The organism is Stenotrophomonas genospecies 5 (assembly GCF_054473825.1).
Window position 1 is genome coordinate 1,456,566 of the sequence record NZ_JBTMUW010000001.1, and the last position, 24,133, is coordinate 1,480,698.

At 64.2% G+C, this 24,133-nt stretch carries 17 protein-coding genes; 1 reads left to right on the forward strand and 16 read right to left on the reverse strand.

What is annotated here, in order from left to right:
• Position 1: 1 nt before the first annotated feature.
• The 5 genes from tagF to ACX9OW_RS06660 all read right to left on the reverse strand — a co-directional run bounded on the left by tagF (position 2) and on the right by ACX9OW_RS06660 (position 7,423).
• On the reverse strand, positions 2 to 985 hold the full coding sequence (tagF, locus tag ACX9OW_RS06640; protein WP_053518394.1) for a type VI secretion system-associated protein TagF: 984 nt from the start codon (positions 983 to 985) through the stop codon (positions 2 to 4).
• Complete coding sequence (tssM, locus tag ACX9OW_RS06645) at positions 982 to 4,683, reverse strand: type VI secretion system membrane subunit TssM (RefSeq protein ID WP_459062096.1); 3,702 nt, start codon at positions 4,681 to 4,683, stop codon at positions 982 to 984. The genes tagF and tssM overlap by 4 nt, the downstream gene beginning before the upstream one ends.
• Positions 4,684 to 4,699: 16 nt before the next feature.
• A complete protein-coding gene (locus ACX9OW_RS06650; RefSeq protein WP_263174662.1) occupies positions 4,700 to 6,133 on the reverse strand; it encodes a hypothetical protein in 1,434 nt (477 codons plus the stop codon).
• Between the two features lie 42 nt (positions 6,134 to 6,175).
• On the reverse strand, positions 6,176 to 6,436 hold the full coding sequence (locus ACX9OW_RS06655; protein ID WP_053518398.1) for a PAAR domain-containing protein: 261 nt from the start codon (positions 6,434 to 6,436) through the stop codon (positions 6,176 to 6,178).
• 105 nt (positions 6,437 to 6,541) lie between these two features.
• A complete protein-coding gene (locus tag ACX9OW_RS06660; RefSeq protein ID WP_239519783.1) occupies positions 6,542 to 7,423 on the reverse strand; it encodes a M15 family metallopeptidase in 882 nt (293 codons plus the stop codon).
• 197 nt (positions 7,424 to 7,620) lie between these two features.
• Here ACX9OW_RS06660 and ACX9OW_RS06665 point away from each other — a divergent pair, with 197 nt between their 5' ends.
• Positions 7,621 to 8,370, forward strand: a complete 750-nt coding sequence (locus ACX9OW_RS06665) for a hypothetical protein (protein WP_253118604.1) — start codon at positions 7,621 to 7,623, stop codon at positions 8,368 to 8,370.
• A gap of 50 nt (positions 8,371 to 8,420) precedes the next feature.
• Here the strand turns inward: ACX9OW_RS06665 and ACX9OW_RS06670 are convergent, their stop codons facing one another.
• The 11 genes from ACX9OW_RS06670 to ACX9OW_RS06720 form a co-directional block, all read right to left on the reverse strand.
• The gene (locus tag ACX9OW_RS06670; protein ID WP_262218317.1) at positions 8,421 to 9,362 is read right to left on the reverse strand and encodes a DUF6708 domain-containing protein; all 942 of its coding nucleotides are present in this window, start codon (positions 9,360 to 9,362) and stop codon (positions 8,421 to 8,423) included.
• Between the two features lie 59 nt (positions 9,363 to 9,421).
• The gene (locus ACX9OW_RS06675; RefSeq protein ID WP_164151845.1) at positions 9,422 to 10,471 is read right to left on the reverse strand and encodes a DUF6708 domain-containing protein; all 1,050 of its coding nucleotides are present in this window, start codon (positions 10,469 to 10,471) and stop codon (positions 9,422 to 9,424) included.
• Between the two features lie 3 nt (positions 10,472 to 10,474).
• Entirely contained in the window at positions 10,475 to 13,216 is a 2,742-nt protein-coding gene (locus tag ACX9OW_RS06680) for a T6SS effector BTH_I2691 family protein (RefSeq protein ID WP_128989169.1), read from the reverse strand.
• Entirely contained in the window at positions 13,209 to 14,060 is an 852-nt protein-coding gene (locus ACX9OW_RS06685; RefSeq protein WP_459062097.1) for a DUF4123 domain-containing protein, read from the reverse strand. The genes ACX9OW_RS06680 and ACX9OW_RS06685 overlap by 8 nt, the downstream gene beginning before the upstream one ends.
• Positions 14,061 to 14,063: 3 nt before the next feature.
• Positions 14,064 to 16,805: a type VI secretion system Vgr family protein gene (locus ACX9OW_RS06690; RefSeq protein ID WP_459062098.1), complete on the reverse strand. Its 2,742-nt coding sequence runs from the start codon at positions 16,803 to 16,805 to the stop codon at positions 14,064 to 14,066.
• A 121-nt stretch (positions 16,806 to 16,926) separates the two neighbouring features.
• A complete protein-coding gene (locus tag ACX9OW_RS06695; protein ID WP_053520392.1) occupies positions 16,927 to 17,277 on the reverse strand; it encodes a hypothetical protein in 351 nt (116 codons plus the stop codon).
• A 22-nt stretch (positions 17,278 to 17,299) separates the two neighbouring features.
• Positions 17,300 to 20,053, reverse strand: coding sequence for a type VI secretion system ATPase TssH (gene tssH, locus ACX9OW_RS06700; protein WP_346480741.1), 2,754 nt, complete (start codon positions 20,051 to 20,053; stop codon positions 17,300 to 17,302).
• Positions 20,054 to 20,119: 66 nt separating this feature from the next.
• The gene (gene tssG / locus ACX9OW_RS06705) at positions 20,120 to 21,211 is read right to left on the reverse strand and encodes a type VI secretion system baseplate subunit TssG (RefSeq protein WP_053520394.1); all 1,092 of its coding nucleotides are present in this window, start codon (positions 21,209 to 21,211) and stop codon (positions 20,120 to 20,122) included.
• Positions 21,175 to 23,010: a type VI secretion system baseplate subunit TssF gene (gene tssF / locus ACX9OW_RS06710; RefSeq protein ID WP_053520395.1), complete on the reverse strand. Its 1,836-nt coding sequence runs from the start codon at positions 23,008 to 23,010 to the stop codon at positions 21,175 to 21,177. Before tssF ends, tssG begins: the two co-directional genes overlap by 37 nt.
• Positions 23,010 to 23,498, reverse strand: coding sequence for a type VI secretion system baseplate subunit TssE (gene tssE, locus ACX9OW_RS06715; RefSeq protein WP_180877011.1), 489 nt, complete (start codon positions 23,496 to 23,498; stop codon positions 23,010 to 23,012). The genes tssF and tssE overlap by 1 nt, the downstream gene beginning before the upstream one ends.
• A gap of 126 nt (positions 23,499 to 23,624) precedes the next feature.
• On the reverse strand, positions 23,625 to 24,122 hold the full coding sequence (locus ACX9OW_RS06720) for an Hcp family type VI secretion system effector (protein WP_006465355.1): 498 nt from the start codon (positions 24,120 to 24,122) through the stop codon (positions 23,625 to 23,627).
• Positions 24,123 to 24,133 lie beyond the last annotated feature (11 nt).

Here is a 24,133-nt window from a genome sequence, read left to right on the forward strand (position 1 = left end):
ATCAGGTTCCCAGGAAAGTCTCGCCGAACAGCTTGCGTGCGGTGGCCAGGGCCAGATCGTCACGGTCGAGGAAGCTGCCGAAGCGGTTGAGGTTGTAATCGCCGCGCAGATAGTCGTCCACCCATTCCGAATGCTGGATCCGGATCAGGAAGTCGCCGGCTTCCGCCGGGTCCAGCACCGCACGCAGCACCTGGCGGTCGGCGCCGTTGAAACCGACGATCATGCTCGGCGCAGCGTCGTTGCGGATCAGCACCGCCAGTTCGAAATCGCCGCGGGAGACGAAGCTGGACAGCAGATCCAGCCAGAATGCCGCCACCAGTGGGCGATAGGCCGGGTCACGGACCAGCGGAAACACCAGCGCCTTGTCGATGTTGACATCGCCCCCGCTGAGCACCGGCTGCAGCAGCAGGCCCAGTGCCGGCAGCACCTGTCGCAGCGCCACCTCGCCGTGACCGGAATCGCGCAGGCGCGACTCGAGGTCTGCCACGGACGTGCTCTCCAGGAAGTCCTGGAAGCTGCCGTTGTAGTCACCGGGATCGGTGCTGATGCTGAAACGTGCGTCCGCCAGCTGCGCCAGCGCCTGCGCCGCGTCGCTTTCCTGGTAGGCCTGGCGTGCCAGGCGGGCCAGTCCGGACCAGGCGTTGGACATCGCCAGCGGGCTGCGGCCGATGAACGGCAGCGGTTCCGGCGCATCCAGGCGCAGCGCGGACAGCAGCGGGAAGCGGCGTTCGGAGGAATCGCGGCTGGCCAGGAAGTGCCCGCACAGCACCATCTTGCTGCGAGAACCCAGGAACGCGTAGTGGATCTCCGGTGCCTCGTCGTAGCGCTGCTTCCAGTCCGGGCTCTGGCTCAGCAGTTCCAGGCTCTCGCCCGCCCACCGGTCCAGCCAGCCCAGCAGTTGGTGATTGTCGGCCGCGCGGACGAAATCACCGCGCGATGGCACCTTGCCGAAGTAGGAAACTCCGGCACTGACGACGCGGCTCATTGCGCACCTCCCGTGGTCTGCGCCGCAGCAGGCGCGGTGGCCGCCGGCGCGGGCGCGGCAGGGGTACCACCGGCCACCCGCTCGGGAAGCTGCAGGCCACGCTGCCAGTCACCGCCGCCCTCGCTGCCGCTGCCGGCCCGGCGGACGATGCGCATTTCCACCGTCACGGCCACACCATTGCCGTTCCAGGTGATACGGCTGGAATCATCCAGGCGCTCGTATTCGCCTTCGGCCATCAGGCGGTTGAAGCCGTTCGCGCCCGGTGCACTGAATACCTCCACGGTACGACCATCGCCGGTCACCGCCGTGATCTTCACGCCCGGCACCTGACCCGCGTTCGGGTACTGCATGGTGGTCCACTGCGGCGGGGTATTGCGATAACGAAGCACCTGGCCATCGATCTCGATGCTGTACTCCAGCGCGCCGGCAGCCGGCGACGGCAGGATCTCGAAGATCGTGGTGTCCTGCGCCGCGCCGGCGGCAGAGCCGCTCACCCAGTTGCCATAGTTGGCAACCAGCTCAGCCGACAGGTTCACACCCTGCCCTGCCCAGCGGCGGGTCTCCAGCAGCGGACCGCGCTGGATCACCAGCGTGCCGAGCGCGTCCTTGTTGAAGGCGGCAATGCTGCCACTGGCGCCGAAGATGCCGGCGATGTCGCTCGGTGCGGCATCCACATCCGAGTTGAGGTTGAACGGGTACTGCTGCCCGATGCGTGCCTTGAACGGGTCGTAGACCTGCGCCTTCCAGGTCTTGTTGACCTCATCTTCGGTCGGCGGGATCAGGGCGCTGAAGGTCTGGGTCAACGGGCGCAGCAGCAGCGGGCGCAGGGCTTCACGCTGCTTCTCGTCCAGCCCGGTCAGTACCTGCTCGTCGACCAGCGCCAGGCCCGCGCTCAGTTCGGAGCCTTCATTGCTGAAGGTGTCCTGCATCAGCTTGCGGGTGCCCACGCCGATTTCGCCCTGGCTCTTGATGGCATTCAGGCGCGCACGCAGTTTGCCCAGTGTCTCGAAGTAGGCCGTGATCACTGCCGGCTGATCGCCGCGCTCACTGGTGAGCCGCGCGATGCCTTCGAACGCCTTGCCGATCGGACCCACCGGCTGCGCGGCGGCCGTCACTGCCGGGTCCTTGCGCAGGATGGTGCGCTGGAACCAGGCCACGAAGCCCTTGCGCGCCTTGCTCGAACGCGCCTGCGCCGGCGGGTTGTCCCATACCGTCTCCTCGTTGATGCGCTCCAGCAGAACACGGAGCGGCGAGTTGCCGGGATCACCCAGCTTGTTGATGCGGGCCACCGCCTCGTCGAACGTACTGAACTCGGCCACGCTCAGGCCCTGCACGAACTTGCTCCACTCGCGCGCGTAGTCGTTCTTGTACAGGGTCACCAGCTCGCGCGAGACATGCTCGGGGCTGCCGGCCAGCGACAGATCGCTCTGCTCGGTGGTACCCAGCACCCAGTCGGTGGTGCTCAGCTGGGTATTGGCTGCTTCCTTGATCGCATCCTTTACGTACTCTTCCCACGCCTTGCGCGAGAACGCACCGGAAATCGCATAGCTGCCGTTGATCAGGCGCCCGTTGCGCTCCACACCCACCAGGCTATCGACGGTGGTGGTTCCAAAGCGGGCGCCGGCACGTGCCTTGATCTGCGCGTACACGCGCTCCATCGCCGGCTGCCCCTTCATCACCTGCCCCAGCGCCTGACGCGTGTCGGACACCAGCGTGACCTTGTTCTGTATCTGCGGCCAGCTTGGCTGGCCCGCCTGCGCTACGTAGAAGGTCATCAGCTTCTCGGCCGCGCGCACCATCTCCTCACGGCTCATCTGGCCGCGGTTGGCCTCCAGCCAGGTGCGCCAGAACAGGGTCAGCTGCTGCGACAGGTGAGCACCTTCGACATACTTCGGGTTACCCAGCATCAGGTAGGTCTTCAGTGCGTTGTACGCATCGTTGGTACTGGTCGGCGATGCGTTCTGATACAGCACCTCGCTCTCGGCAGCAGCGCTGCTGCCCTGGCCAAGCTTGTCGCGCTCGGCGACCACCTGGCCGAGATAGTTCTCCAGATTGGAGACGGTCGGCGCCAGCATCACCTGCTGCATGCCGTGGTTGTACTCACGCAGCAGCTTCTCGCGGATCGCGGTGCCCTGGTACAGGCCCAGATGGGTGGTGATGCCGCCCTCCTTGCCATAACGGTCCAGCTGCTCCATGCGATCCTGCAGCAGAAGCAAGGCGTCGATGCGCGACTTCAGGTCCATGCGGTCCTTCTGCACGCGCACGGCCTGATCCAGGTCCTTGGTGGCATTGGCCACCAGCTGGGCATTGGTGGTGTACGACCAGGTCCACAGGCCCAGCGCCAGTGCCAGCACACCCACTGCGCCCAGGAACACGCCATAGCGCAGCCGGTTCTGGTGCGGGCTGGAATACTGCCGGACCAGTTCCTTGTCGGCGAAGATCACCTTGCGGAACAGGTCCTTGAGGAAGAACGCGGTATGGCCGGTCGGCGCCTCATCGACATTGGACCCGCGCTCCAGGTTGAACTGGCGGCCGACGCGTTCGGACGCGTGATGCACCGAACGCCCTTCCTGCAGTGCGCTGGAGAAGTAGAAGCCACGGAACACCGGCTTGAACTGGTAGGGGTTGTCCTCGAACAGCGTAGCGATGAAGGTGCGCAGCGCCGGCTTGATGCCGACGAACTCCAGCGGCAACGACAGCAGCCCAGGCGAGACTTCACGGCCACGCTGCATCGCCATGTGGGTCAGGCTCATTTCCTTGATGCCTTCGGCCAGCTCGTCGAAATGGCTGTCGAATGCCGCCAGCGCGTCGCCCTGCTGATGCACGTCGAACGGCAGCGTCGCACCCCACACATGCTCGCGCTCGCCGGGATCGAGGTTGCGGAAGAACTCGCTGAAACCGGCGATGAGGTCGGCCTTGGTGAACAGCACGTACACCGGCGCGAACACTTCCAGCCTCTCGGTGATTTCCTGCACGCGCTGGCGCAGGTTCTTGGCCAGCTCGATCGCGAACTCCGGCTTGCTGCCGGACAGCTCGGCCAGGCTGGCGGCGATGATCACGCCGTTGATCGGTGCGCGCGGGCGGTTCTTCTTCAGCAGGCCGAGGAAGGTCAGCCACTCCATGCGGTCCTCGACGCTGACCGAGTAGCGGCCAGCGGTGTCGAGCACGATACCGTTGGTGGTGAAGTACCAGTCGCAGTTGCGGGTACCACCGATGCCCTGCACCACGTTGCCGCGGTTGTCCTCGAACGGGAACTGCAGGCCGGAATTGAGGATGGCCGTACTCTTGCCCGCAGCCGGATTGCCGATGATCACGTACCACGGCAGCTCGTACAGCGCGGCGTTGCCCTTCAGCACGCCCATCCGCGAGGACTTGATCTGCTTGACCGCGTCCATCATGCGCGTGCGCAGCGCCTCGGTATCGGCACGCTGGGCGGGTTGAGCGGTGGCTACCGCCTTGTCCGCCTCATCCTTGACCATCGCCTCCACGCGCTTGGCCGCGCGACGGGCCAGGATCCGCTTCACGATCCAGACCAGCAGCGCCAGCACCAGCAGGCCGGCCAGCACGATGGCCACCCAGATGCCGATCTGCCGTGCTTCGGCCTCACCGTAGTGGGCCAGCGCAGCGGCACCGACCAGGCCGAGCACCATCCAGAGACGGTAGTCGCGCAGGTAGTAGCTGAAATTGCTCAAACTCATGCAGGGATCCAGGAAGTCAGGGGGCCGACGGCGCATCGGCCGCCTGCGTCGGGGAAGGAAGAGGGTCGACCAGGCCGAACAGTCGCTGCTGGTTGTCGGCCACGCCGAGCAACAGCACCGGCTCGGCCTGGCGGTCAAGCTGTGCGCGGGCCAGTGCCAGCTGCGCCAACGGCAGCACCGGGCCCAGTTCGCCTGCGCTGATCGCCAGCGCCAGGCTCTGCGGACTGAAGTCCAGGTCGGGAGCCAGCGACGCCGTGATGGCGGCGGCATCGACCATCAGATCGCCCCGGTGATCGGCATCATGCAGCACGAACTGGGCCTGTGCGCCCTCCAGGCCCAGCGTCTGCTGCCACTGCGCAGCGAGCGTCGCCAGCTGACGGCGCTGTTCGGCCGGCCGGGTCGCCTCGATCTGCTCGGCGCGTACCAGTTGCGGGCGCCACAGCCGCGCGTCGCCTTCATGGGCAACGCCCCGGCTCGCCAGCAGGACGCCGGCCGCACCCTCGCCCGGTATGCGGCCATCCGGATTCTGTGCGGTTGCCAGCACACCGGAGGACTGCCATGAGGAAACGATTGCGGCATCGATCGAAGAAGACGCGGACACCAGCAGGTGCCAGCGTGGCTCGCCCTGATCCAGTGCGTCGATCACCCGTTGCAGGTGCGGCCACACCTCGCGTGCGCCGTCCAGCGAGGTGACCCGGACATCGAAGCGGCGCGCATCGATGCCTGCCATCCGCGCCTGCTCCAGCAGCCATGTCTGCACCCAGGGGCGCAGCGCATCGGACCAACTGCCCGGCACCAGCAGCTCGACGCTCAGTACGTTCTCCACGCGCTGTTCGTCGCGACGCCGCAGACCGGCCACCACCACTTCCTCGGAAGCCATGATTTCCGGCAGCGCCGCGGATGCTGCCTCCAGCAGTTCCTCCAGCACCGGCTGCAGCAGGGCAAGCGCACGCCGTTCGTGGGCTGCGGTGTCGATGCCGTCCTGACGGGCCTGCAGCACCAGGAACTCATCGAGGTCCTGCGCCGCGCTCATGCGCACCGGCAGGTTGTAGTTGTCGCGGAAGCGGCCATCGAGCGTCGGACGCGGCGGCGCAGCGGCAGCAGCCAGCCATGATTGGGCATCCAGATCCACACCCAGCCTGAGGCCACCGGCAATCAACGCCACCGACGGCGGCACCATCACCTTCGTCGCGACGGCTTCGCCTTTGCCCTTGGTCGGCTCCCCATCGTTGGCCGCAGCCTTGTCCAGCGCCGCATCGACGCCACGGCGCGCGGCGCCACGCAGCATGAAGCCGGCACCGCTCAGGCCGACGGGCAGCAGGCCCAGGTAGGCCAGCATCTGCATGCCGGTCGGTACCGTGCCGCTGTTGCGCCAGTAGAGAATCGTCGCGCCCCAGGTGGCGACGAAGATCATCACCACCGAAGCTGCTTTGCCCAGCCATCCTGCCATCAGTTGCCCTGCTCCATGCGCTGCTCCTGTCGACCGCGCAGGTCAACGCAGACCGGTCATGGCCTGTGAAGCGACCAGCGTCGCTCCACACGCGGTGCGGTCGCCGTCGCGCGCCACCGGCTGACCGTCGATGAGCACTGTCGCGTCGCCACTGACAATGGTGGTGGCGCCGTGCACGGCGCACAACGCACGATCACCGACGCGCGCCACCGGCCTGCCATTGATGTCGGTCTGTCCGGTGCCCGCCACCACGGTCCCTCCGTGGCTGAGCGGGTCACCGACGACGATAAACGGTCGTGCCATCCATCATGCTCCTTGATCCATGTGTGACCCGGCGTTCCATCGCCCCCCGGTTCCCCCGACGACGCAGGCCATCGGCGTAACCATACCAGTACCGCCGTGCGGTTATCACCCTTGACGGGACAGTTCCTCGCGCTTTGCCACCCGGGCGGCGCGGCAGCGGTCCGTCATTTCCACGTGAACATAGTCCTTGATGCTCCGCCAGTTTCCGCCCCAGTCCAGGCCCGCCTGTTCAGCCAGCTCGCCGTACAGGAAGTACCCACGCCGGGTCCACGGATCTTCCATGTCCCATTGCAGCTTGCCATCGCGGATGGGTGCGCTGTCCACGCCCAGCCCATACTGGTGGCAGCTCTGCCAGGCACCGGCCCGGGTCGCCTTGCCACCGGCCATCAGTTCGGCCTGCCGCTGCGGACTGCGATAGCCTTCGATCAGCACCATTTCGTAACCGTACTGGCGTCGCATCACCTCATAGATGGCCAGCACGCGCTGCTGCAGATCGGGATCGATCTGACCCCATTTGCGATCAGCCGTGACGATTTCAGGCCGCAGACGACGCACTTCGGCAGTGGTGAACACCTCCGGCGGCGGCGGCGGTGGCGGCGTCAGCCGCTCCCCGCGTAGCAGCTGGGCGACCATCGAACTCGATTCCGCCAGATCATCGCCCCTGAAATCCTCCAGCACCACGGTCTGCCGCGTGACGAATATCACAATTGGAGGAATCAGCAGCAACGCTGCGGCGACAACCAGAATGAGCCAGTGGCGCCGCAGTGCGCCGTGCACGGCTCCGACCTCTTCACGAACCCCACTGCGCACGCGGGTGGCGCCGTGGCCGACCCGGTCACCGACCTGCCCCGCCCGACGACGGAATCCGCCCAGACGCTTCGCGATCGCCTGACGCAGCGATTCGACCGTCTCGGGGAACAACAGTACCCAGCACACGCCAGCCACCAACAGTACGACGGCAATGGCAGCAACCACGATTGGCAACACCGGTCCTCCCTGACACGCGATCTGGTTGACGCCCCAACCGCTTTCACTAAGAATGCGCAAATTCGCTTCGGCAGTTGCCGACTCAAACCAAGGGCTGGATGCACTTGAATAATGGCGGAATCAATCGGCCAAGTCTGCTCTCAGGGGGAGCGCAGGCAAAGGGCCAGGCCCCGAATTCGGGCCGTATTCTGGCAGACATGGAGGGCCGGCAGGCAACCGCGTCGCCACGTGCCGCACGCGCGCCGTCCAGCGGCAAACGCCGTACGGTCCTGTGGCTGGCATTGGCCAGTGCCGTGGTCGTCATCGCCGGGCTGACCGCCTGGGGTCTGTCCGGTAGTAATGACTACAGCGACCCGTCCGAGTATTCACTGACACCCGACACCGGCCATGTGACCGGGCACCCGGACGCCCCGTCCGTGGCACCGGGTGAAGGTGCCGCGATGATCGTCGATGCACCCGCTTCTCCGACTGAGCCGGCGCTGCCGGCCACCGCCGGGAGCCCACCCGCTCCTGCCGCTGACGCGGCAACCGCTGCTGCGGGCGCTGCCGCAACCACCGGCACCGCTGCAACGACGCGGGCACGGGGCACCCAGCCGGGTGAACGCAGCAGTCGCGCCGCCGGTACCGCAGGCAAGGGCGATGAAAATCTGCTCGGCACCCTGCTCGGCATCATCAAGGAAGAGGACAAGGCCAAGGCAAAAGCCAAGGCCCAGCCTCAGAGCATGGATGATCTGATCGCCCAGATCGAAGCAGACCAGCGCAAACGCGCCGAAGATGAGCGCGCCGCGTTCGAGCGCGTGGCCAGCAAGAAGTCCGCCTCAACCGAATCCAACATCCAGGCGCAGCTGCGCAGCTGCCCCAGCCCCACGTCACTGAAAGGCGTGGACTGCCGGCGCAGGATCTGTGCGGCGGTGAGCGGCAAGGATCCGGCCTGCCCGGCGATGTGATCCTCAGCCCTGCCTGCTGACGCGGGCAGGGGCCTGCCGCACGGGCCCGCTCAGAGCGGACGCCGATCGGGCTCGAACTGCGCCATCACCTCGGGTTCCACGAGCCGAAGAGGATCGTTGGCATCGATCGCACACTCGTCTTCCACCCACTGTGGCCACACGGGCGCGCGGCAGGATCGAAGGACCAGCCATCTGCACAACACCAAGGGCAGCAGCAAGGGCATCAGGATGAAGCGCGCGCCCAGCAGGCTGGGACCGAGACTGGCCACCACGAACAGGTAGCAGTTGCGCCATGACGGCGTCACGGACAGATTCATCTGGCGACCCTCGATGGTATCGACCACCTCTGCCGGCCCCTGCTCCATGTAGCGGCGAATGAACTCCCAGATGCCGCGGATTTTCTGTTCGTCGTCGAAGTAATGGCCCACCGCGAAGGTGCGCTTGATCACCCGATCCTCAAGGATGCTGCAGCGTAGGTCGCGCAGGAAGGCCTGGCTGGTCCCCTGCCCGATGTAGAACACGGCCTCATCCCATGGGACGGATACGGCGCCCTCTTCACCACCCGTAAAGAAATAGACCGTCCGGTTGCGCCGGTTGAACCGTGTCGGATACCAGACATAGGTGAAGAACTCGTAGCGCAGCGTCGTGTGCCAGAACAGCACCGGGGCACCGACCACGCACACGCCGACCATGGCGTACATCACCCAGTCCCAGAAGTCGCCTTCCAGGTTCGGGATCACCAGCGTGAAAAGCAGGAAGAAACCGAACAGGAACAGGGCCAGCGTCCCCAGCAGGACCATGGTGGTCGAGACCATTCCGCGCAGGCGGAACCTTCGGTCGATCAGATCGATGTAGGTCGAGTTGAAATGAACCAACGACGCACGTTCGTCAGGTGCAACCTCCTCGGCGACCCGAGGATCGAAACGCGAGGCGCTCTCCTGCGCCGAGAGAAAGCGATCCGTCGGGAAACTGCGCATCCAGCCGCTGTACATCCGTGATCCTCGCTCACTCGTCTGAGCGAGAATGCCACGCCATGCATCCAACGCCCACTTCACGCATTCAACGAGGTTGCCTGCAGCTGCTGACGAATCTCATCGTTACGGGCCTTGGCTGCCGTGATCGAGTCCTTCCAGAAGCGCTCCATTTCATCGGCACGACCTTCCACGCGATTCACGCGTCCGTATACGACGGGTGCACGGAGCGGAGCTGCGCCCGAGTCGTCAGATACCTCGCGCCTGATCACCCCCACTGGCCAGACTGGCCTGCGGCACAATTTCATTGTCAGGAAACGGAATAGCGCCCAAGGCAATGTAACGGGCAGCGCTATCCACATCAGTCCCGCGCCAGCGGAAGACACATGGATGATGAATGCATTTCGCAACGTTGGCGCCACCGATGTGTACAGCTGAAGCGGAGGAAACGGAAGTGCAGAGCGGCCATCCTCCATGAAGCGCCTGATCATTTCCCAATGTGCGAGCGTGATGCCAGGATTGGACCCGCTATCCGAACCAACTGCAAAGGTATGGACGACCTGATCTCCCTTCATGACCAATCCACGCAGGTCATACGTGGCACCTTCATCCGGCCCAAGAGGCTTGTCCCTCCCAATGACGAAATTGACACTTGACCATGGCACTGAAATTACGCCCCTTCGCCCCCCTGCGAAGATGTGGACTTTCCTCTCACGCCTATCGAATCGGATGGGGTAGTACTGATATCTGAATATATCTCTACCAAGAAGCATCCGGTAGGTGAAGGCAGCGAAACCGAGCATGAGGACAGAGAGGACGCCGACCGTAATCGTCATCTCAGAACTAATGGACTTTCCCTCGGCGTGCATCGCGAGAGTTGCATACACAAATGCCAGAACGAAAACCAATACAAGACCGAGGATCACGCACCCCCACATCGCGCCCCAGCCACGATAGAGGAAATGGCGGTCGACGTACTCAATGTAGTCGTCATCAAGGTACACGATCCCCTGATCAAGTGGCGTGACGCCTGACGAATCGAATTTTCGAACATCTGCAGCGATCTCGTAATCCGTCAAGGAGCGATTGTTACGGTATCGCTGTCCAAGCCAACCTGCGAACTGGCTCATCGGTCAGGCTCCTGCGGGAAGCATTGCATTATATGCGTCCACCTGTGCGTCAACCGAGTCAAACGAGCCATGGTTATGAACACCGAATGGCGTCATATCAAGCCAACGCTCAATTTTATCATCCCGAATTAGATTAATTAGCCACTCGCCGAGCATACTGATAAGCCCCAGAACCAAAAGCACGATAAATCCCACGCCAGCGGTCATCACGCCAGCCAACATCAAAACAGCGACAACCGCTCCTGACACCGCAGTGACGGTATAAAACGCAACCATCGGAACGTCATTTCGCTTATAGGCGTCATAAGCCTTCCACCCGTCGATTACCGCGCCCAATAGACCCCCCACAGCCCCAAGCAGCTTTCCAAAGAACCCTACCATTCCCGCCCGGGTGGAGGCTTGAAGTGCGCCAAATCGAATCTCTGAGGACAGTGCGGCACGCCCCCACATCGACTTGCCCAGAGCCAACCCGGTCAACTCGACACTGGTCCCCGCAAAGCCGGCAAGCGCGGCGCCTAGATTAAGATCGCGACGCCCACCCGGCCCCTCTTTTTCGTCATCCAATTTGCCGTAGGAATCCGCAACATTCCAAGCGTCCAGCACCAGCCCCACAACCCCCAGACGCACGTCTAAACTCACACGTGGAGCGGTGTACTGCGCGGCGCGATTCCTCACCAGGACCCTCACCTGATCTTCGCTCATCAGCATGTTTGACATAGCCCCCGGTTGTCCATTCCGGACGGCTGCCATCGCTTCCTTATCCCAGAACAAGGCCCACTCGAAGACCTTCCTGCCGCGCGCATTTCGATCGCCTGTCGCGACTCTTGCGCCACTGCGCTCACTGAGCTCCTGTCGAAGATGCTGATCAACACGGGCCCTCAGCTCCCGCTTGTTGACACCAGATTGTCCCTCGCTGAGCGCCTCCACCAGAAAGTGCGCCATCTCACGCTCCGAGGCACGAATGCCGACCCTCTGAATGCGCTTACCCGAAAGAACACCGAGCAGGCCGACCAGATTGTTCCTCGTCGCCGTAGAAATAGCGATATTGATGCCTGCCTTTGCGACAGTTGATCCTGCCTTGGTTAGGGCTGTAACAAACATCCCAGACGTCTTGAAGACAAGACCTGCAACCAGGCCTAACCCCTGTTGCAGTTCCTGGGGCTTGCTACCTCCTCGATCGAGGACGTGAGCATATGCCTTGAATATGTTGGACCAAGCACCGGGGTTATCTGAATTGCTCAAGAATGTCTTGGATTGCTTCTCAATAACCTCCGCCGCGATCTTGTCATTGAGCGTCAACGCTCGAACAGTGCAGTTCTTGATGTCCTGAAAACGACCAGCGAGATCCTCCAGAAGCGCAGCCTGCACACAGTCAAATCCAACAACCCCTTCAAGCGAATTATCGACGATCTCCGTCAATCTCATTGAACTATATGACAGTTCATCAAGGTGATTACATGCCAGCCAAGTCCTGAAATCGTCGTTCCTGTACCAGCGAACGAAACTCTGGGCAATCGGGTTCAGGTGCGAAGCGATGTATCGCTCCATTTCCGGCATGAGGCTTTTGTCAAACCTATCAAGCGCTTGCTGGCTGTAATCATCACGGTAGCGATCCCATGCGGAGTCCCTGGCCCTCTTGTCTTCTTCGGCCGTCAACTCCTCACGCATTTTAGTGATTCCCGCCGCATACAGCTCCATCGCCGCGCGCCCGGTGTACGCGCTGGCACGTACGGAGCTCAGCTTCTCTGCGGCCGCCTGATCCTCAATTGCCTGCCGGATTCCGCGGATCGCCACTGAGGTTGCATGCTTCCACCCCCTGTCATCTTCCTCTTCGAACTCTCGGGTCTTCTGCCGAATAAGTGCGGAAAGCTCCTGCGCTATTCCTGCGGGATCATTCAACGCAACCATCATCGGACGCGCAGACAAAGAGCTCTTCTGAAGCCATGCCTCCATTCCTGGCACATCCTGTTTACACCTTGAAAAAGGCGCAAAGGAGAACGAAAAGCCAGGATTAGCATACACATCAACGACTTCGAGGATCGTCTCAACTGCACGATCCACAATTCGGGGCTTCCCAGGGTCCGCAGCCGGTGGCGGACTTGAGGGGAGCATAGGGATCTTCACTTCAGACTCGGATTTTACCCTCTTGCCAAACTTGAACTCGCTGACCATGGAGGGGGCGTCAGCCGCACTTCCCACGTGATCCAGCGACTTTCCTTTGAGCCACATCTGGACATCAATACAGCGCATGTGCTTCTTGCGCTCGCTGGATTTTCGATTTCGCTCCATGATCTCTTTCGTCCATGGAGCCTCCGAGAAGCCAAACCAAACTTTTCCAGCTCGCTTGGGGTCGGGGATGATAACGAAGCGGGCCACCTGCGAATCGGCCATTCGCGCGCATGTAGGTTGAAACTCTTCCTGCGGTGGAGGAGCCGCATGCGGATCGAACTCCAAGAGATAGGAGTCGCTGGTGATCTGATAGCCCTTCCATTCGCCACGGATCTCGTTGAATACATAAAGATACCCTTGGCGGGCAAGTCGCAACGTGTAGTGAGCCTCACTGGCCGGAAGGGTGACACTGGCCACATCCTTTCCAAACCCTCCTCCCAGCCTTGGCCCTTGCCACATTTCCTTGACGTCTGAACGGCAGATGGCGTATCTGATCGGAAGAATCGGCAAGCCGACCTGATCGCAGACATCACACTTCTTCGCGGGGTCACACGACTGTGTCGGCCTCTTATCCATGCTGCCAAGCTCCTTGTTCTGTCTGCTCCAATGAAGGTTCATCCACCTCTTCGTCGGAGGGGTCGCTGACGGCACTGCGGAACGCGCCAGGCTCTAAGCAGGCGATCCGAAGAGCCTCTTGATACCGCGGCGTGTTATGAACTTCAGGTGATTGAAATACTGAAGCAAATGCATACGCTTCCTTATCGTCAGGGTCTGTCAGCCCGCACTCGCCGGCCTTCTCCATCTCGTCAAAGACACGTCTCGAAAGCCCAGCACCCTCAATGCTCCCACCCTCTCGATGCAACCGATCGATCACCCTGTTAACAGAAGCCAACGAGGAAATCGCGTACAGCTGATCGGACGTTAGATGCATCCCATCCTTGTTACAACCACTGTTTTCGTATGATTGCCACCGCGCGCCCCTGTCCACGGTTGCGGTCCAGGCATTGATGGGACCAAGCAATGCATCCAGCTGCGACGACAAGAGAATCCACTTCAGCGCGTTCCAGACACGAGGATCGTAGTATCTGAATAGCATCTTCTCACCATCAAATTTTCTCACCATCATACGAGCCAAGTGATTTCGGACTCGCTGACTGTCGGCATTGCATTTCAGCAACGCCGAGAATGGGATGCGGTCATGATCGCGTGCGTAGTGCACAGTTTCATCAAGTGCCGCTAGACGCGCATCAGGCTCAATTTCTTCCAGTCTGATTAGATAGGGAAGAAGATGCTTCTGCCCAAGGAGCTCCTTGGGAACGATGGGTTCGCATGGCCAAAGCTTGGCGATACGTCGATCGATCTGGAGTGGATTGATCAACGCATACTGATGAGCTTCGAATAGCCGGTGATCGAGTTGCATCTCTCAGGCTCCCAGTGGGACCAAGCCGGCGCCCGACTGTTCCGCTGCACGCACGCGATACTCGCATGCCTTGTGTGAACCGTCTGGCACCTTCACCTCCCCCACCACACTCGCCGGCCCCAGCCATTCCCTCTGGCTCGCCTTGAATTCCACCTTGCCCGGCGCGCCCAGTTCGATGTTGTCGCCCTCGATCCGGATGTAGGCCCCGGCCGCCGTCGCCAGCAGATGCTTGCTCGGCGCCGACAGCTGCACGTCCGCTTCGGTACTGGCGATGCGTACCTGCGTCTTGGCCGCCACGATCGCCTGGTTCTTGTGCGCACGCGCACTCACCTTGCCCTGTGCCGCATGCAGCGCGATGCCGCGCTCCTGGTTCGGGCTCTCGCCGCTGGGTTCCATGCCGGCGGTGTACAGCACCAGCCCGCCGGCGACGGCCATCGTCAAGGAGCCCTGGGTCATCCAGTTCAGCGCCACGCCGCTGGCCAGCGTGGTGTGGGTGCCACTCACCCACACCTGGTCGGCCGGGGTCAGGCTCAGCACGCCGGCCACGCCACTGCCCAGCAGGACCGGCGCACTCCAGCCCGGCGCTTCACCGTCGCCACCGGCAATGCTGCCCGCCGCGCTGCCACTGTGGGTGGCGCGCAGGGTCTCCTGCAGTTCGGTCAGCGTCGTGTCCACCGGCAATTCGTTGGGATCACTCGGAAGCTGTGCCTGCTGGTTGGCCGCCGACTCGGCCAGCTGCTGCAGCAGCTGCTGGCTTTCCTGCAACTGGCTCAGTGCCTGCGGCGCCGCCAGCTGCGGCGTACCCGGCTCGGTGGTCAGCAGCAGGCCACGGCCGGCGCGCAGTGCACCCTGGGCCTGCGTGGACAGTTCCACACCAAAGCCCCGCTCGCCCTCGCGCACGTTGTCCTGGCCGCCCTTGAGATGGCCCAGGGTCAGGGTGGTCTCGTGCTGGGTGGTGGACAGCTGCGCGCGGCCCTGGCCCGGCGTGTCATCGAAGCGCAGCTGCTGGTAGCCGCCCTGCCCGCCCTGGCTGTCGGCCAGCGCCTGGCTCTTGAAACCGGTATACACCGCGGCGTGATCGTTGCCCTCGAACCACGCCGCCGCATTACCGGTGGCGTTGGCACCGCCACCGTTGATCTGGTTGTGCTGCGCGTCCTGCTGGCCACGGCCGTTGTACACCGCACCGACCACCACCGGACGGTCGATGTCGCCCTCCAGGAAGGCCACCAGCACTTCCTGGCCGCGCCGTGGCAGCACCACGCCGCCCCAGTTGTCGCCCGCCCATGGGGTCATCACCCGCACCCACGTCCAGGCCCCCCCGGTGGCCGGGGCATTGTCGTCCCCACCCGGATGGGTCAGCCCGCTGCTGGCGTTGCCGCCGCGCTGCCACGGGAACTGCACCTTGATGCGGTGGTCGCGGTCGGACAGCAGCGGGTCGCCATCGCTGACCACGATCGCACTGAGCGTGCCGGTGATGGTCGGCCGCGGATGCAGATGCGTGCCATGGCCATCGTCGGTCTGCGGCCGGTAGGTCACTTCGGCCGGGATGGCCACAAAGCGGTTGTCGTAGAAGGCGGTGGAGACCTCACCGGGCGCACGCCCATTGGCCAGGCCCGACAGCGCGCCCGGCAGTGCCGGCGCGGCCACGCTGGACGGACCCAGGGTCTGCTCCAGCGCATCGAATACATCGGCATCGAGGTTGTTGCGCGCCTGGTGCTGCACCGACAGGCACAGGAACTGCGCGTCCTGGCTCACCTGCGGGTGCTGCGACAGGCCGAACCGTGCGCCCGGGGCCAGCGTGCGCCACTGGCCGGCACCGTCGATGGTCTGCGCGCGCACGCGCAGCGCATCCAGGTGCTGCTGCGCGCGGCGCTGGCCGCGGGCATTGTCCTGCCAGCCGTAGGGGCCGCAGGTGTCGCGGTCGATGATGCCCAGGTCGTTGGCCTGCCCGCTTTCGGCGCTGGCCTGGCGGCGCTCCAGGGTGCGGTAGTCCCAGGTGGCACGCTGCACCTTGCCCGGACGCCAGCGGTGCGCGGTCGACCACTGCTGCACGCTGTCACTGCGCTCGCTTTCATCGCGCCGATGGAAGCGCACGCTGCCCAGCTCGGCGGTGTCATGGCTGTGATCGGCCAGCACCAGGGTGTGGCTGCCGAAGTCGGCACTGCCAGGGTCACCGGCATGCTCGAACCAGTAATAGATGCCTTCCTCGGCCAGCAGGCGCTGCAGGAAGGCCAGGTCGCTTTCCTGGTACTGCGTGGTCAGGCTGCGCCGGGCGTACTGGCCGCCATCGGCCAGCGACCAGCGCCAGGCCGGGGCCAGACCACCGTAGTCGGCGAAGATGTCCTCGACGATCTCCACGACCGTCCTGTCGTGGAACACATAGCTGTCCACCCGCTGCGACAGGAACGCCAGCCACGGCTGCAGGCGCAGCCGGTAGCGTGCCAGCCCGCCATTGCTGCCCAGCCGCTCGGCGGCGGTGATGCGTCCATGCAACGGCCGCAGGCTGCCGTTGGCCTGCTGCATCTGCAGCAGCGCGCCCTGCCCGATCAGCGGGCCCAGCGGCAGGCCCGCATCCAGCGACAGCGCCGTGATCGTCCACTGGAAACCGATGCCGTCGATCTGTTCGACGCCATCCAGCGTTTCGGCCACCAGCACGTCGCTCCCCAGCGAGGTGTGCAGCCGCAGGAAGCGCTGTGCATGCGATGGGCCGGCCAGCGCTGCCCGCAGGTTGTTTACCAGGTCCATGGTGATTCCCCGACTTCCCGTGCTTCAAGGTGGTCTGCATGCGGCGTGCGCATCGGCTTCCTCCGGTTCCCGCTTCCGCGTGGCCTGCGCCCCTGTGCGGGGCGACAGGCTCACACGATCATCAGGCGGCCTGGACGATTTCTTCCAGCTGCAGGCGGACGCCTTCGCTGATCTTCAGGCGGTAATCGCGTCCACCGGCCGTGATCTGCAGTTCGCGCACGTTGCTCACCAGCTGCGGCTTGCCCACGACCGGGGCATCCATGTGGATGCGCCAGGAACCGCGGCTGATCTGCGCGGCCACGTTGCGGGCATCCTGGCGGGCAGCGGGCACCGCGGTCTCCAGCAGCTCGATCACATGTTCGGGGCGCAGCCGGTTCCAGGCACGCACACGGTCCAGCTCACGGCCAAGGCCGAGTTCCAGGCTGTCACAGTGGTTGAGAGCCGCTTCGCGGTCGAATCCATAGAATTCCATTGCCTTCTCCATTTGCTCAGTGTCAAGACACTTTGTATTTGAAGTCACCCTTCTTGCCGGCGGTGACCTTGATGGCGTTGATCCGGTTCCCCTCGGCCATCGCCGCCAGCACGCTCTCGGCGATTTCCGGCAGCAAGGTTCCATTGAGGATGTGGTCAACGTTGCGGGCACCTGAGTCCACTTCGGTGCAACGCGCAAGCACGGCCTCCACCAGACTGTCGTCCCAGCTGAAGGTGGCCTTGTGGTTGGCAATGACGCGGTCGCGGATGCGACCGAGCTTGAGCGTGATGATCCGCGCAAGCACGTCATCGTTGATCGGGTAGTACGGTACGACCTTGAGGCGGCCGAGGAAGGCCGGCTTGAAGCTGCGCATCAGCACCGGGCGCAGCGCGTCGGCGAGCGCGTCGGCCGCCGGAATCTCCTCGGCCGGCTTGTTCAGGCAGGCCTGCATGATCTGCGAGGAGCCGATGTTGGAGGTCAGGATGATGAGGGTATTGCGGAAGTCGATTTCGCGGCCTTCCGCATCATCCATCACGCCCTTGTCGAACACCTGGAAGAACATCTCCAGCACGTCGGGATGGGCTTTCTCCACCTCGTCAAGCAGCACCACGCTGTAAGGGTTGCGGCGCACGGCTTCGGTCAGCACGCCGCCTTCGCCATAACCGACGTAGCCCGGCGGCGAGCCTTTCAGCCCGGACACGCTGTGCGCTTCCTGGTATTCGCTCATGTTGATGGTGATCAGCTTGCGCTCACCACCATAGAGAATGTCAGCCAACGCCAGCGCGGTCTCGGTCTTGCCGACACCGGAGGGGCCGACGAACATGAAGACACCGCGTGGCTTGTTCGGGTCTTCCAGTTTGGCCGTGGCGGTGCGCACGCGCTGGGCGATCGCATCCAGCGCGTGGTCCTGTCCGATCACGCGCTCGACCAGCAGGTTTCCGAGCGTGCGCACGGTACGGATCTCGTCCTTGACCATGCGGCCAAGCGGCACGCCGGTCCATGCCGACACGATCTCCGCGACCACGGTTCCGTCGACCTGCAGCGGGACCATCGGCGTCTCGCCCTGCAACTCGCGCAGCTCGGCCTGCAGTCGCGACAGTTCAGCATGCTGCGGCGACAGTTCCGGCTTGGCCTTGCCGCGCTTGGTGGCCGGCTTGGCCACGGCGACGTCGCCCTCACCGTCATCGCTGGGCGCTTCGCCATCGGCCGCCTGGGCCTGGCCCTGCTCCATCTGCTGGCGCAGCGCGGCAATGCGGCCTGCCAGTTCGCGCTCGCGGGTGAGGCGCTCCTCATTGCTGGCCAGCACCGCCTGCGCTTCCGCCTGCTGGGCATGCAGCTCGTCCAGGCGCTCGCTGTGCTGTGCACTGCCCCCTGCGGTTTCGCGCTGCAGCGCGCTGATTTCCGCCTGCAGGCGATCCAGGTGCTTGCGGGTGTCTTCGATGATCGCAGGCGTGGCGCTCTGTCCAAGCGCGACCTTCGCGCAGGCGGTATCCAGCACGCTGACAGCCTTGTCCGGCAGCTGGCGGCCACTGATGTAACGGTGCGACAGACGCACGGCTTCGGTCACCGCTTCGTCCAGAACGCGGATGTTGAAGTGCGACTCCATCAACCCGACCATGCCGCGCAGCATCGCTGCGGCCAGCACTTCACTGGGCTCTTCAACCTTGACCACCTGGAAGCGGCGGGCCAGCGCCGCGTCCTTCTCGAAGTACTTCTTGTACTCGCTCCAGGTGGTCGCCGCGATCGTGCGCAGCTCACCGCGGGCCAGCGCCGGCTTGAGCAGGTTCGCCGCATCGTTCTGGCCGGCGGTGCCCCCGGCACCGATCATCGTATGCGCTTCATCGATGAACAGGATGATCGGATGCGGGCTCTTCTTGACCTCGTCGATCACGTTCTTCAGGCGGTTCTCGAACTCGCCCTTGACGCTGGCACCCGCTTGCAGCAGCCCCATGTCCAGCGTGTGCAGCTCGACACCCTGCAACACCTCCGGCACGTCCTTGTCGGCAATGCGCCGGGCAAGCCCTTCGACCACGGCGGTCTTGCCCACACCGGCTTCGCCGGTGAGGATCGGGTTGTTCTGGCGGCGACGCATCAGGATGTCGATCACCTGGCGGATCTCGCCATCACGGCCGATCACCGGATCGATCTTGCCCTCACGGGCGCGCTGGGTCAGGTTGGTGGTGAACTGGTCCAGCGCCGGCGTCTTGGACAGGCCACCCTTGGCCTCGCCGGACACGGCATCCTCGCCCTCACCGCCCTCGTCCTTCGCCGAGGCATCGGCGAAGCGGACGGTCTGCACCGCCTCCTGCGAGCCCTCGGTGAGCTTGGCGAAGTCGTGCTTGAGCTCTTCGCGCTTGAAACGCACGAACAGCTTCGAGCCACGGTAGGCCAACTGCGCCAGGTCCGGCTCGGTCAACAGCGCCAGCAGCAGATGGCCGCTACGGATGCGGGTGGTTTCCGAGTCCAGCGAGGCGATCAGCCAGGCGTGCTCGAACAGCTTGGGAATGTGCTGGGAAAACACCGGCGTGCGGCCGTTGCCGGTCTTGAACTGACTGATCTCATCGTTGAGATCACGCTCCAGCGATTCCGGCAGGATGCCGCTGCGACGGGCAATCAACACGAAATCGCTCTGCGGCTGCTCGAGCAGGGCCAGGAACAGATGCTCCAGGTCCACCTCATAGTTGCCGCGGGCCATGCACAGGTTCGCGGCCCGCTCGGCCGCCTGGCGGCAGGTGTCGTCCAGCTTGCTGATCAGGGTCTTGAGGTTGATGCTCATGCGGAAACACGCACTCCTTGCTGGAACCGTTCGAGGACCGCAGGCACGGACGCCTGCGGCGGGTTGTCATTGCAGCGTGTGGATGCCATAGGTGGTGTCCTCACGCGATGTGGTCTGCGCCTGGGTGCACATGTAGCTGTCCCAGCCCAGCCGAGCGCCGCCGCCGCTGCCGAGGGCGCTGCCCTGCACATCCTCGGCGCGCAGCACCAGCCGCACTTCGTACTCGAGAACGCCGCCGGTCAACAACGACAACCACTTGGACAGGGCTTCGGCCGCACTGCCACCCGGCAGGAAGGCGTCGAACTGATCGCGCCGCAGCGGCCCGATGCGCAGTCGCATGCGCAGGTCTCGCTGCCAGACGCGATCGCCAGCCAGGGCACTCGCCCCCAGCACCGCATTGGCCTGGCCCAGCCGCGTTGCCTGACCGGCGGGCACCCGGTACCACGCGCCGACAAACTGCTCCAGGTGCAACGGCACCTGGAAATAGTCCGACAGGATGCGCTGCATCAGCACGGCCGATACGGGGCGCTGGCGCACGGCACCGGCGTAATAGGCAACGGCCTGATCGAAGATCTCGCCCTCGCCCTCGTGCAGGCGATCGCGCAGCTCGCTCATGCCCATGCCGAGCAGCGAGAGCACCAGCGGCAGGAAGCGCTCGCGGCGATCCAGTTCGTACTGCAGCGCCAGCCGATGCTTCTTCCACGCCGCGTAGTGCAGCGATACGGCGCGTGTGGAGAAGATGTCCAGGAACGCGCGCGCGGTGCGGTCGCGCTGGTACAACTCGCGCAGCTGCAGGGTCTCGGTGTAATGCAGCGGCAATGCGCCAGCGGTGCCCAGCAGGCCCATGAACTGCGGAGTCAGGTGGACCTCGGCCAGTTCCTCGCCGTGCAGCGCCTGCTCGATGGCCTCGCGCCCCTCCAGCCGCTCGCCCTTCAGCGAGTAGACCTCACCCTCCGCGGACAACTCGGTGGCCGGGAAGCCCAGCGACAGCGAGTTGCGGAAGCGCACGCGCATCGGCACGGCCTGGCCGGGCTTGACGCCTTGCCGCTGGAACACCTGCTCAAGCAACCGCACCGCCTGGAAGAACTGGAAGCGGTGGGGCTCGGTGAGCAGCTGCTGGGCTACGCCAGGATCGATTCGCCGCTGCGCGCTGGGCATCGGACGATCTCCTCCCCGCTGTCGCCGGAAACCAGCACCAGACGGGTAAAGCTGTTGGCATGCACGTAAAGTGCGAAGAAGTGGTCCATCACCTGGGCAAAGGCGGCCACACCGGTACCCACGAAGTGGGCTTCATTGATCGTCAGGCGGATCTCCAGGCCACGCACCACCGAAGCGAACTGGCGACCATGCATCCAGGTGGTGGTCGGGGTCTGCTGCAGCTCAAGGATGCCGTCGATCTGGCGAGCGGAAACATTGCTGCCGGACAGGTCGTACAGACGCAGCATCTCCTTCAGCGCTGGCAGGCCGCTGGCGGTCAGTGACAGCTGGTTCAACGACAGGTGCGAGATCAGGCGCCACTGCGCATTGCGGCCATGGCGGAAACGCAGCGGTTTGGTCGGCTTGCGCAGCAGGCTGATCGCCCTGGCCGGGCTGCCGCCCTCGATGTTCAGGTCACCACCGGCCACACCGAACGCCAGCTGGTTGGGCAGATCGCGGTTGCTGCAGGTCAGCTCCAGGCTGACCGTGTCGGTCTGCGGAAGCACCGGATTGAATGACAGGTCGACGAAGCTGATCTCCGTCTCGAATCCGGGGCTCTGCCGTGCGACATCCTCGTCACGACGTGCCACCCAGTACTGACCGGTCCGCTCCGGATCTTCACCGTGATGCAGCGAGTAGAACGGACGGAAGGCCTGGATCAGTTCGCCCTGCGGTGTCTGCCGGATGCGGTGCACCGAGTCGATCGAGTGCACCTCGTAGGCGAAGGCGCGACGCGCGTCGGCCAGCACCGGATAGTTGACCGTGCGATGGGTGACGCGGATCGGCTCGCCACTGGTCCTGAAAAGGTTGACGATGGGGGTGCAGCCCAGGCGCACATTGTGCGTACCCAGTTCCTCCAGCACCATCGTGTTGCCCCGGTCCTGGCCCTGCGCATGCAGCACCAGGTGAAGCGTGAAACGACGGCTGGCGCCGGCGGTCACTGTGGGCAGGTGCAGATCGACGAATCCGAACTTCTCCGGATAGGCGAACAGCTCGGTCAGCAGCCGGTACGCCGGATGCGAGCGCGCCGGGAAGTCGATCAGCGCCTCATCCTCGGCAAAGCCCACCGGGCTCAGCGGGACCTTTTCCAGGCGTCGCCAGCGGCCATCGCCATCGGATTCGACATAGGCCGCCTTTACCCCGAGCATCAGCGCATCGCGCAGAGCGGCCCGCACCGACGGCTCGCCATCCAGGAACAGGCGAAGCTGATCGGTGCCCAGCTGGCCGAAGCCGAGCTGATCGGACAGCAGCTGGAAGCCCAGCGAGATCTGGCCGCCGGTGCCCGCCGGCAGCGTCGTGGCCATCGGTGCATCGGCGACACTGCGGTAGACCACCTGCTGTACCCCGACCGGTGCCAGGACCACGTCGTAGGCGGTGCGGAAATCACACGGAACGCCACGCACGGGGCGGCTCTGCAGGGCGGTACCGCGGGGTACGCGCACCGGCGCGCTCAGTTTGGAGGCTACCCCTTCCATGTCGAAGTGGGCGATCGAGCACGACGGGAATGGGCGTAGGTAATGTGGATAGAGCACATCCAGCAGCGCGTCGGTGAACTCGGGATAGTCGTCCTCGATGCGCTTGGAAACGCGGGCACTGAGCAGCGCGAACGCTTCGATCAGCCGCTCGACATGCGGGTCCTGGCTGCCCTCCGCGGACAGTTGCAGGCGGCCGGCAATCTTCGGGTAACGCTCGGCGAACTCGCGTCCGTAACGACGGAGATAGGCCAGTTCGCGTTCGTAATAAGGAAGCAGGTCCTGCATCAGCCGGCCTGCGTGCGACGTGCGCGGGTGACCTGGTACTGCAGGGTCGAGGGCTGCAGCATCGCGTCGAAGCTGACCGGCTCGCGCGCCGGTTCCAGATCCAGCAGCGCATGGATGGTGAAGTGCAGGCCGCCGGCAAACTGATTGCCGGCGTCCAGGTGCACGTTGACGTTGCGGAGCCGGCGCTCGTGTCGCGCCACGGCCTGCTCCAGGGAGCGGCAGATGGCGGCGCGATCATAAGCGTTGGCCAGGCTCATCGCGGAGAAATCGGCCAGCCCGTAGGTCAGCAGCGACTGCCGGCAGTTGGGGAACTCCTTCATGTCGCCTTCCTGGAACGCGGCGCGCGAATTCAGCAGCCCTTCCAGGTCACGGGCAATGGATTCCTTGTACTGCTCCAGCGAGACGGACTTGAATACCGGCCCGGCGCCCGGCTGCTTGGGGGCGTCGTCGAACAGTTTTTCCAGCAGGCTGGGTTCGAGTCCCTTCATTGGTCGATCCACTCAGGTTCGGCATCCGTGCGGGCGGCAGCGGTGCGGCAGAGACAGGGCCGTTCCTGGCCCTGCCCGACGATCAGACTGCGATGGCGCACGAGGCGCCATCGCAGTGACACAACATCACACGGTGTAGTTCGGGATGTTCTTGGTTGCGCTCCACTGCGCCACGGTCTTGCCACCAACGCCGCCTTCCGGCTTCTGCTGCTGGTAAGTCCACTTGATGGCGCCGAAGCTCAGCTGAACAACTTCCTGCGGCATGCCTTCCTTGTCCACCGTCGTGGTGACGCGGTGGACCAGCACGTTCAGCAGCTCGACCGTGTAGTAATTGATCGCGTTGCCGTCCTTGTCGGCGCGCATGAACTGGATCTGCGCCTTCGGGAAGGTGGTGCCGTTGGAGGCGGCCTGGTTCAGGGCCGTGGAGGCGAGGTCGATCGACTTGGTGATTTCGATCGGGGACAGGTTCACGCGGGCAGCGGTGGTGCCGCCGGAGGTCGACGCGGTGGCCGAACGCGGCTGCAACAGGTCCTGCGAGAACGACTGGATTTCAATCCAGTCCTTGTGCTTGTCGTCGTGCGACTCGCCCTTGATGGTGTCAATCGAGAGGAAAGCGTGCTGCATATCTGGTCTCC

Coding starts and splice junctions, on each gene's coding strand:
- tagF (WP_053518394.1), bottom strand. CDS start 985: ATGAGCCGCGTCGTCAGTGCCGGAGTTTCCTACTTCGGCAAGGTGCCA.
- tssM (WP_459062096.1), bottom strand. CDS start 4,683: ATGAGTTTGAGCAATTTCAGCTACTACCTGCGCGACTACCGTCTCTGG.
- ACX9OW_RS06650 (WP_263174662.1), bottom strand. CDS start 6,133: ATGGCAGGATGGCTGGGCAAAGCAGCTTCGGTGGTGATGATCTTCGTC.
- ACX9OW_RS06655 (WP_053518398.1), bottom strand. CDS start 6,436: ATGGCACGACCGTTTATCGTCGTCGGTGACCCGCTCAGCCACGGAGGG.
- ACX9OW_RS06665 (WP_253118604.1), top strand. CDS start 7,621: ATGGAGGGCCGGCAGGCAACCGCGTCGCCACGTGCCGCACGCGCGCCG.
- ACX9OW_RS06670 (WP_262218317.1), bottom strand. CDS start 9,362: ATGTACAGCGGCTGGATGCGCAGTTTCCCGACGGATCGCTTTCTCTCG.
- ACX9OW_RS06675 (WP_164151845.1), bottom strand. CDS start 10,471: ATGAGCCAGTTCGCAGGTTGGCTTGGACAGCGATACCGTAACAATCGC.
- ACX9OW_RS06680 (WP_128989169.1), bottom strand. CDS start 13,216: ATGGATAAGAGGCCGACACAGTCGTGTGACCCCGCGAAGAAGTGTGAT.
- ACX9OW_RS06685 (WP_459062097.1), bottom strand. CDS start 14,060: ATGCAACTCGATCACCGGCTATTCGAAGCTCATCAGTATGCGTTGATC.
- ACX9OW_RS06690 (WP_459062098.1), bottom strand. CDS start 16,805: ATGGACCTGGTAAACAACCTGCGGGCAGCGCTGGCCGGCCCATCGCAT.
- ACX9OW_RS06695 (WP_053520392.1), bottom strand. CDS start 17,277: ATGGAATTCTATGGATTCGACCGCGAAGCGGCTCTCAACCACTGTGAC.
- tssH (WP_346480741.1), bottom strand. CDS start 20,053: ATGAGCATCAACCTCAAGACCCTGATCAGCAAGCTGGACGACACCTGC.
- tssG (WP_053520394.1), bottom strand. CDS start 21,211: ATGCCCAGCGCGCAGCGGCGAATCGATCCTGGCGTAGCCCAGCAGCTG.
- tssF (WP_053520395.1), bottom strand. CDS start 23,010: ATGCAGGACCTGCTTCCTTATTACGAACGCGAACTGGCCTATCTCCGT.
- tssE (WP_180877011.1), bottom strand. CDS start 23,498: ATGAAGGGACTCGAACCCAGCCTGCTGGAAAAACTGTTCGACGACGCC.
- ACX9OW_RS06720 (WP_006465355.1), bottom strand. CDS start 24,122: ATGCAGCACGCTTTCCTCTCGATTGACACCATCAAGGGCGAGTCGCAC.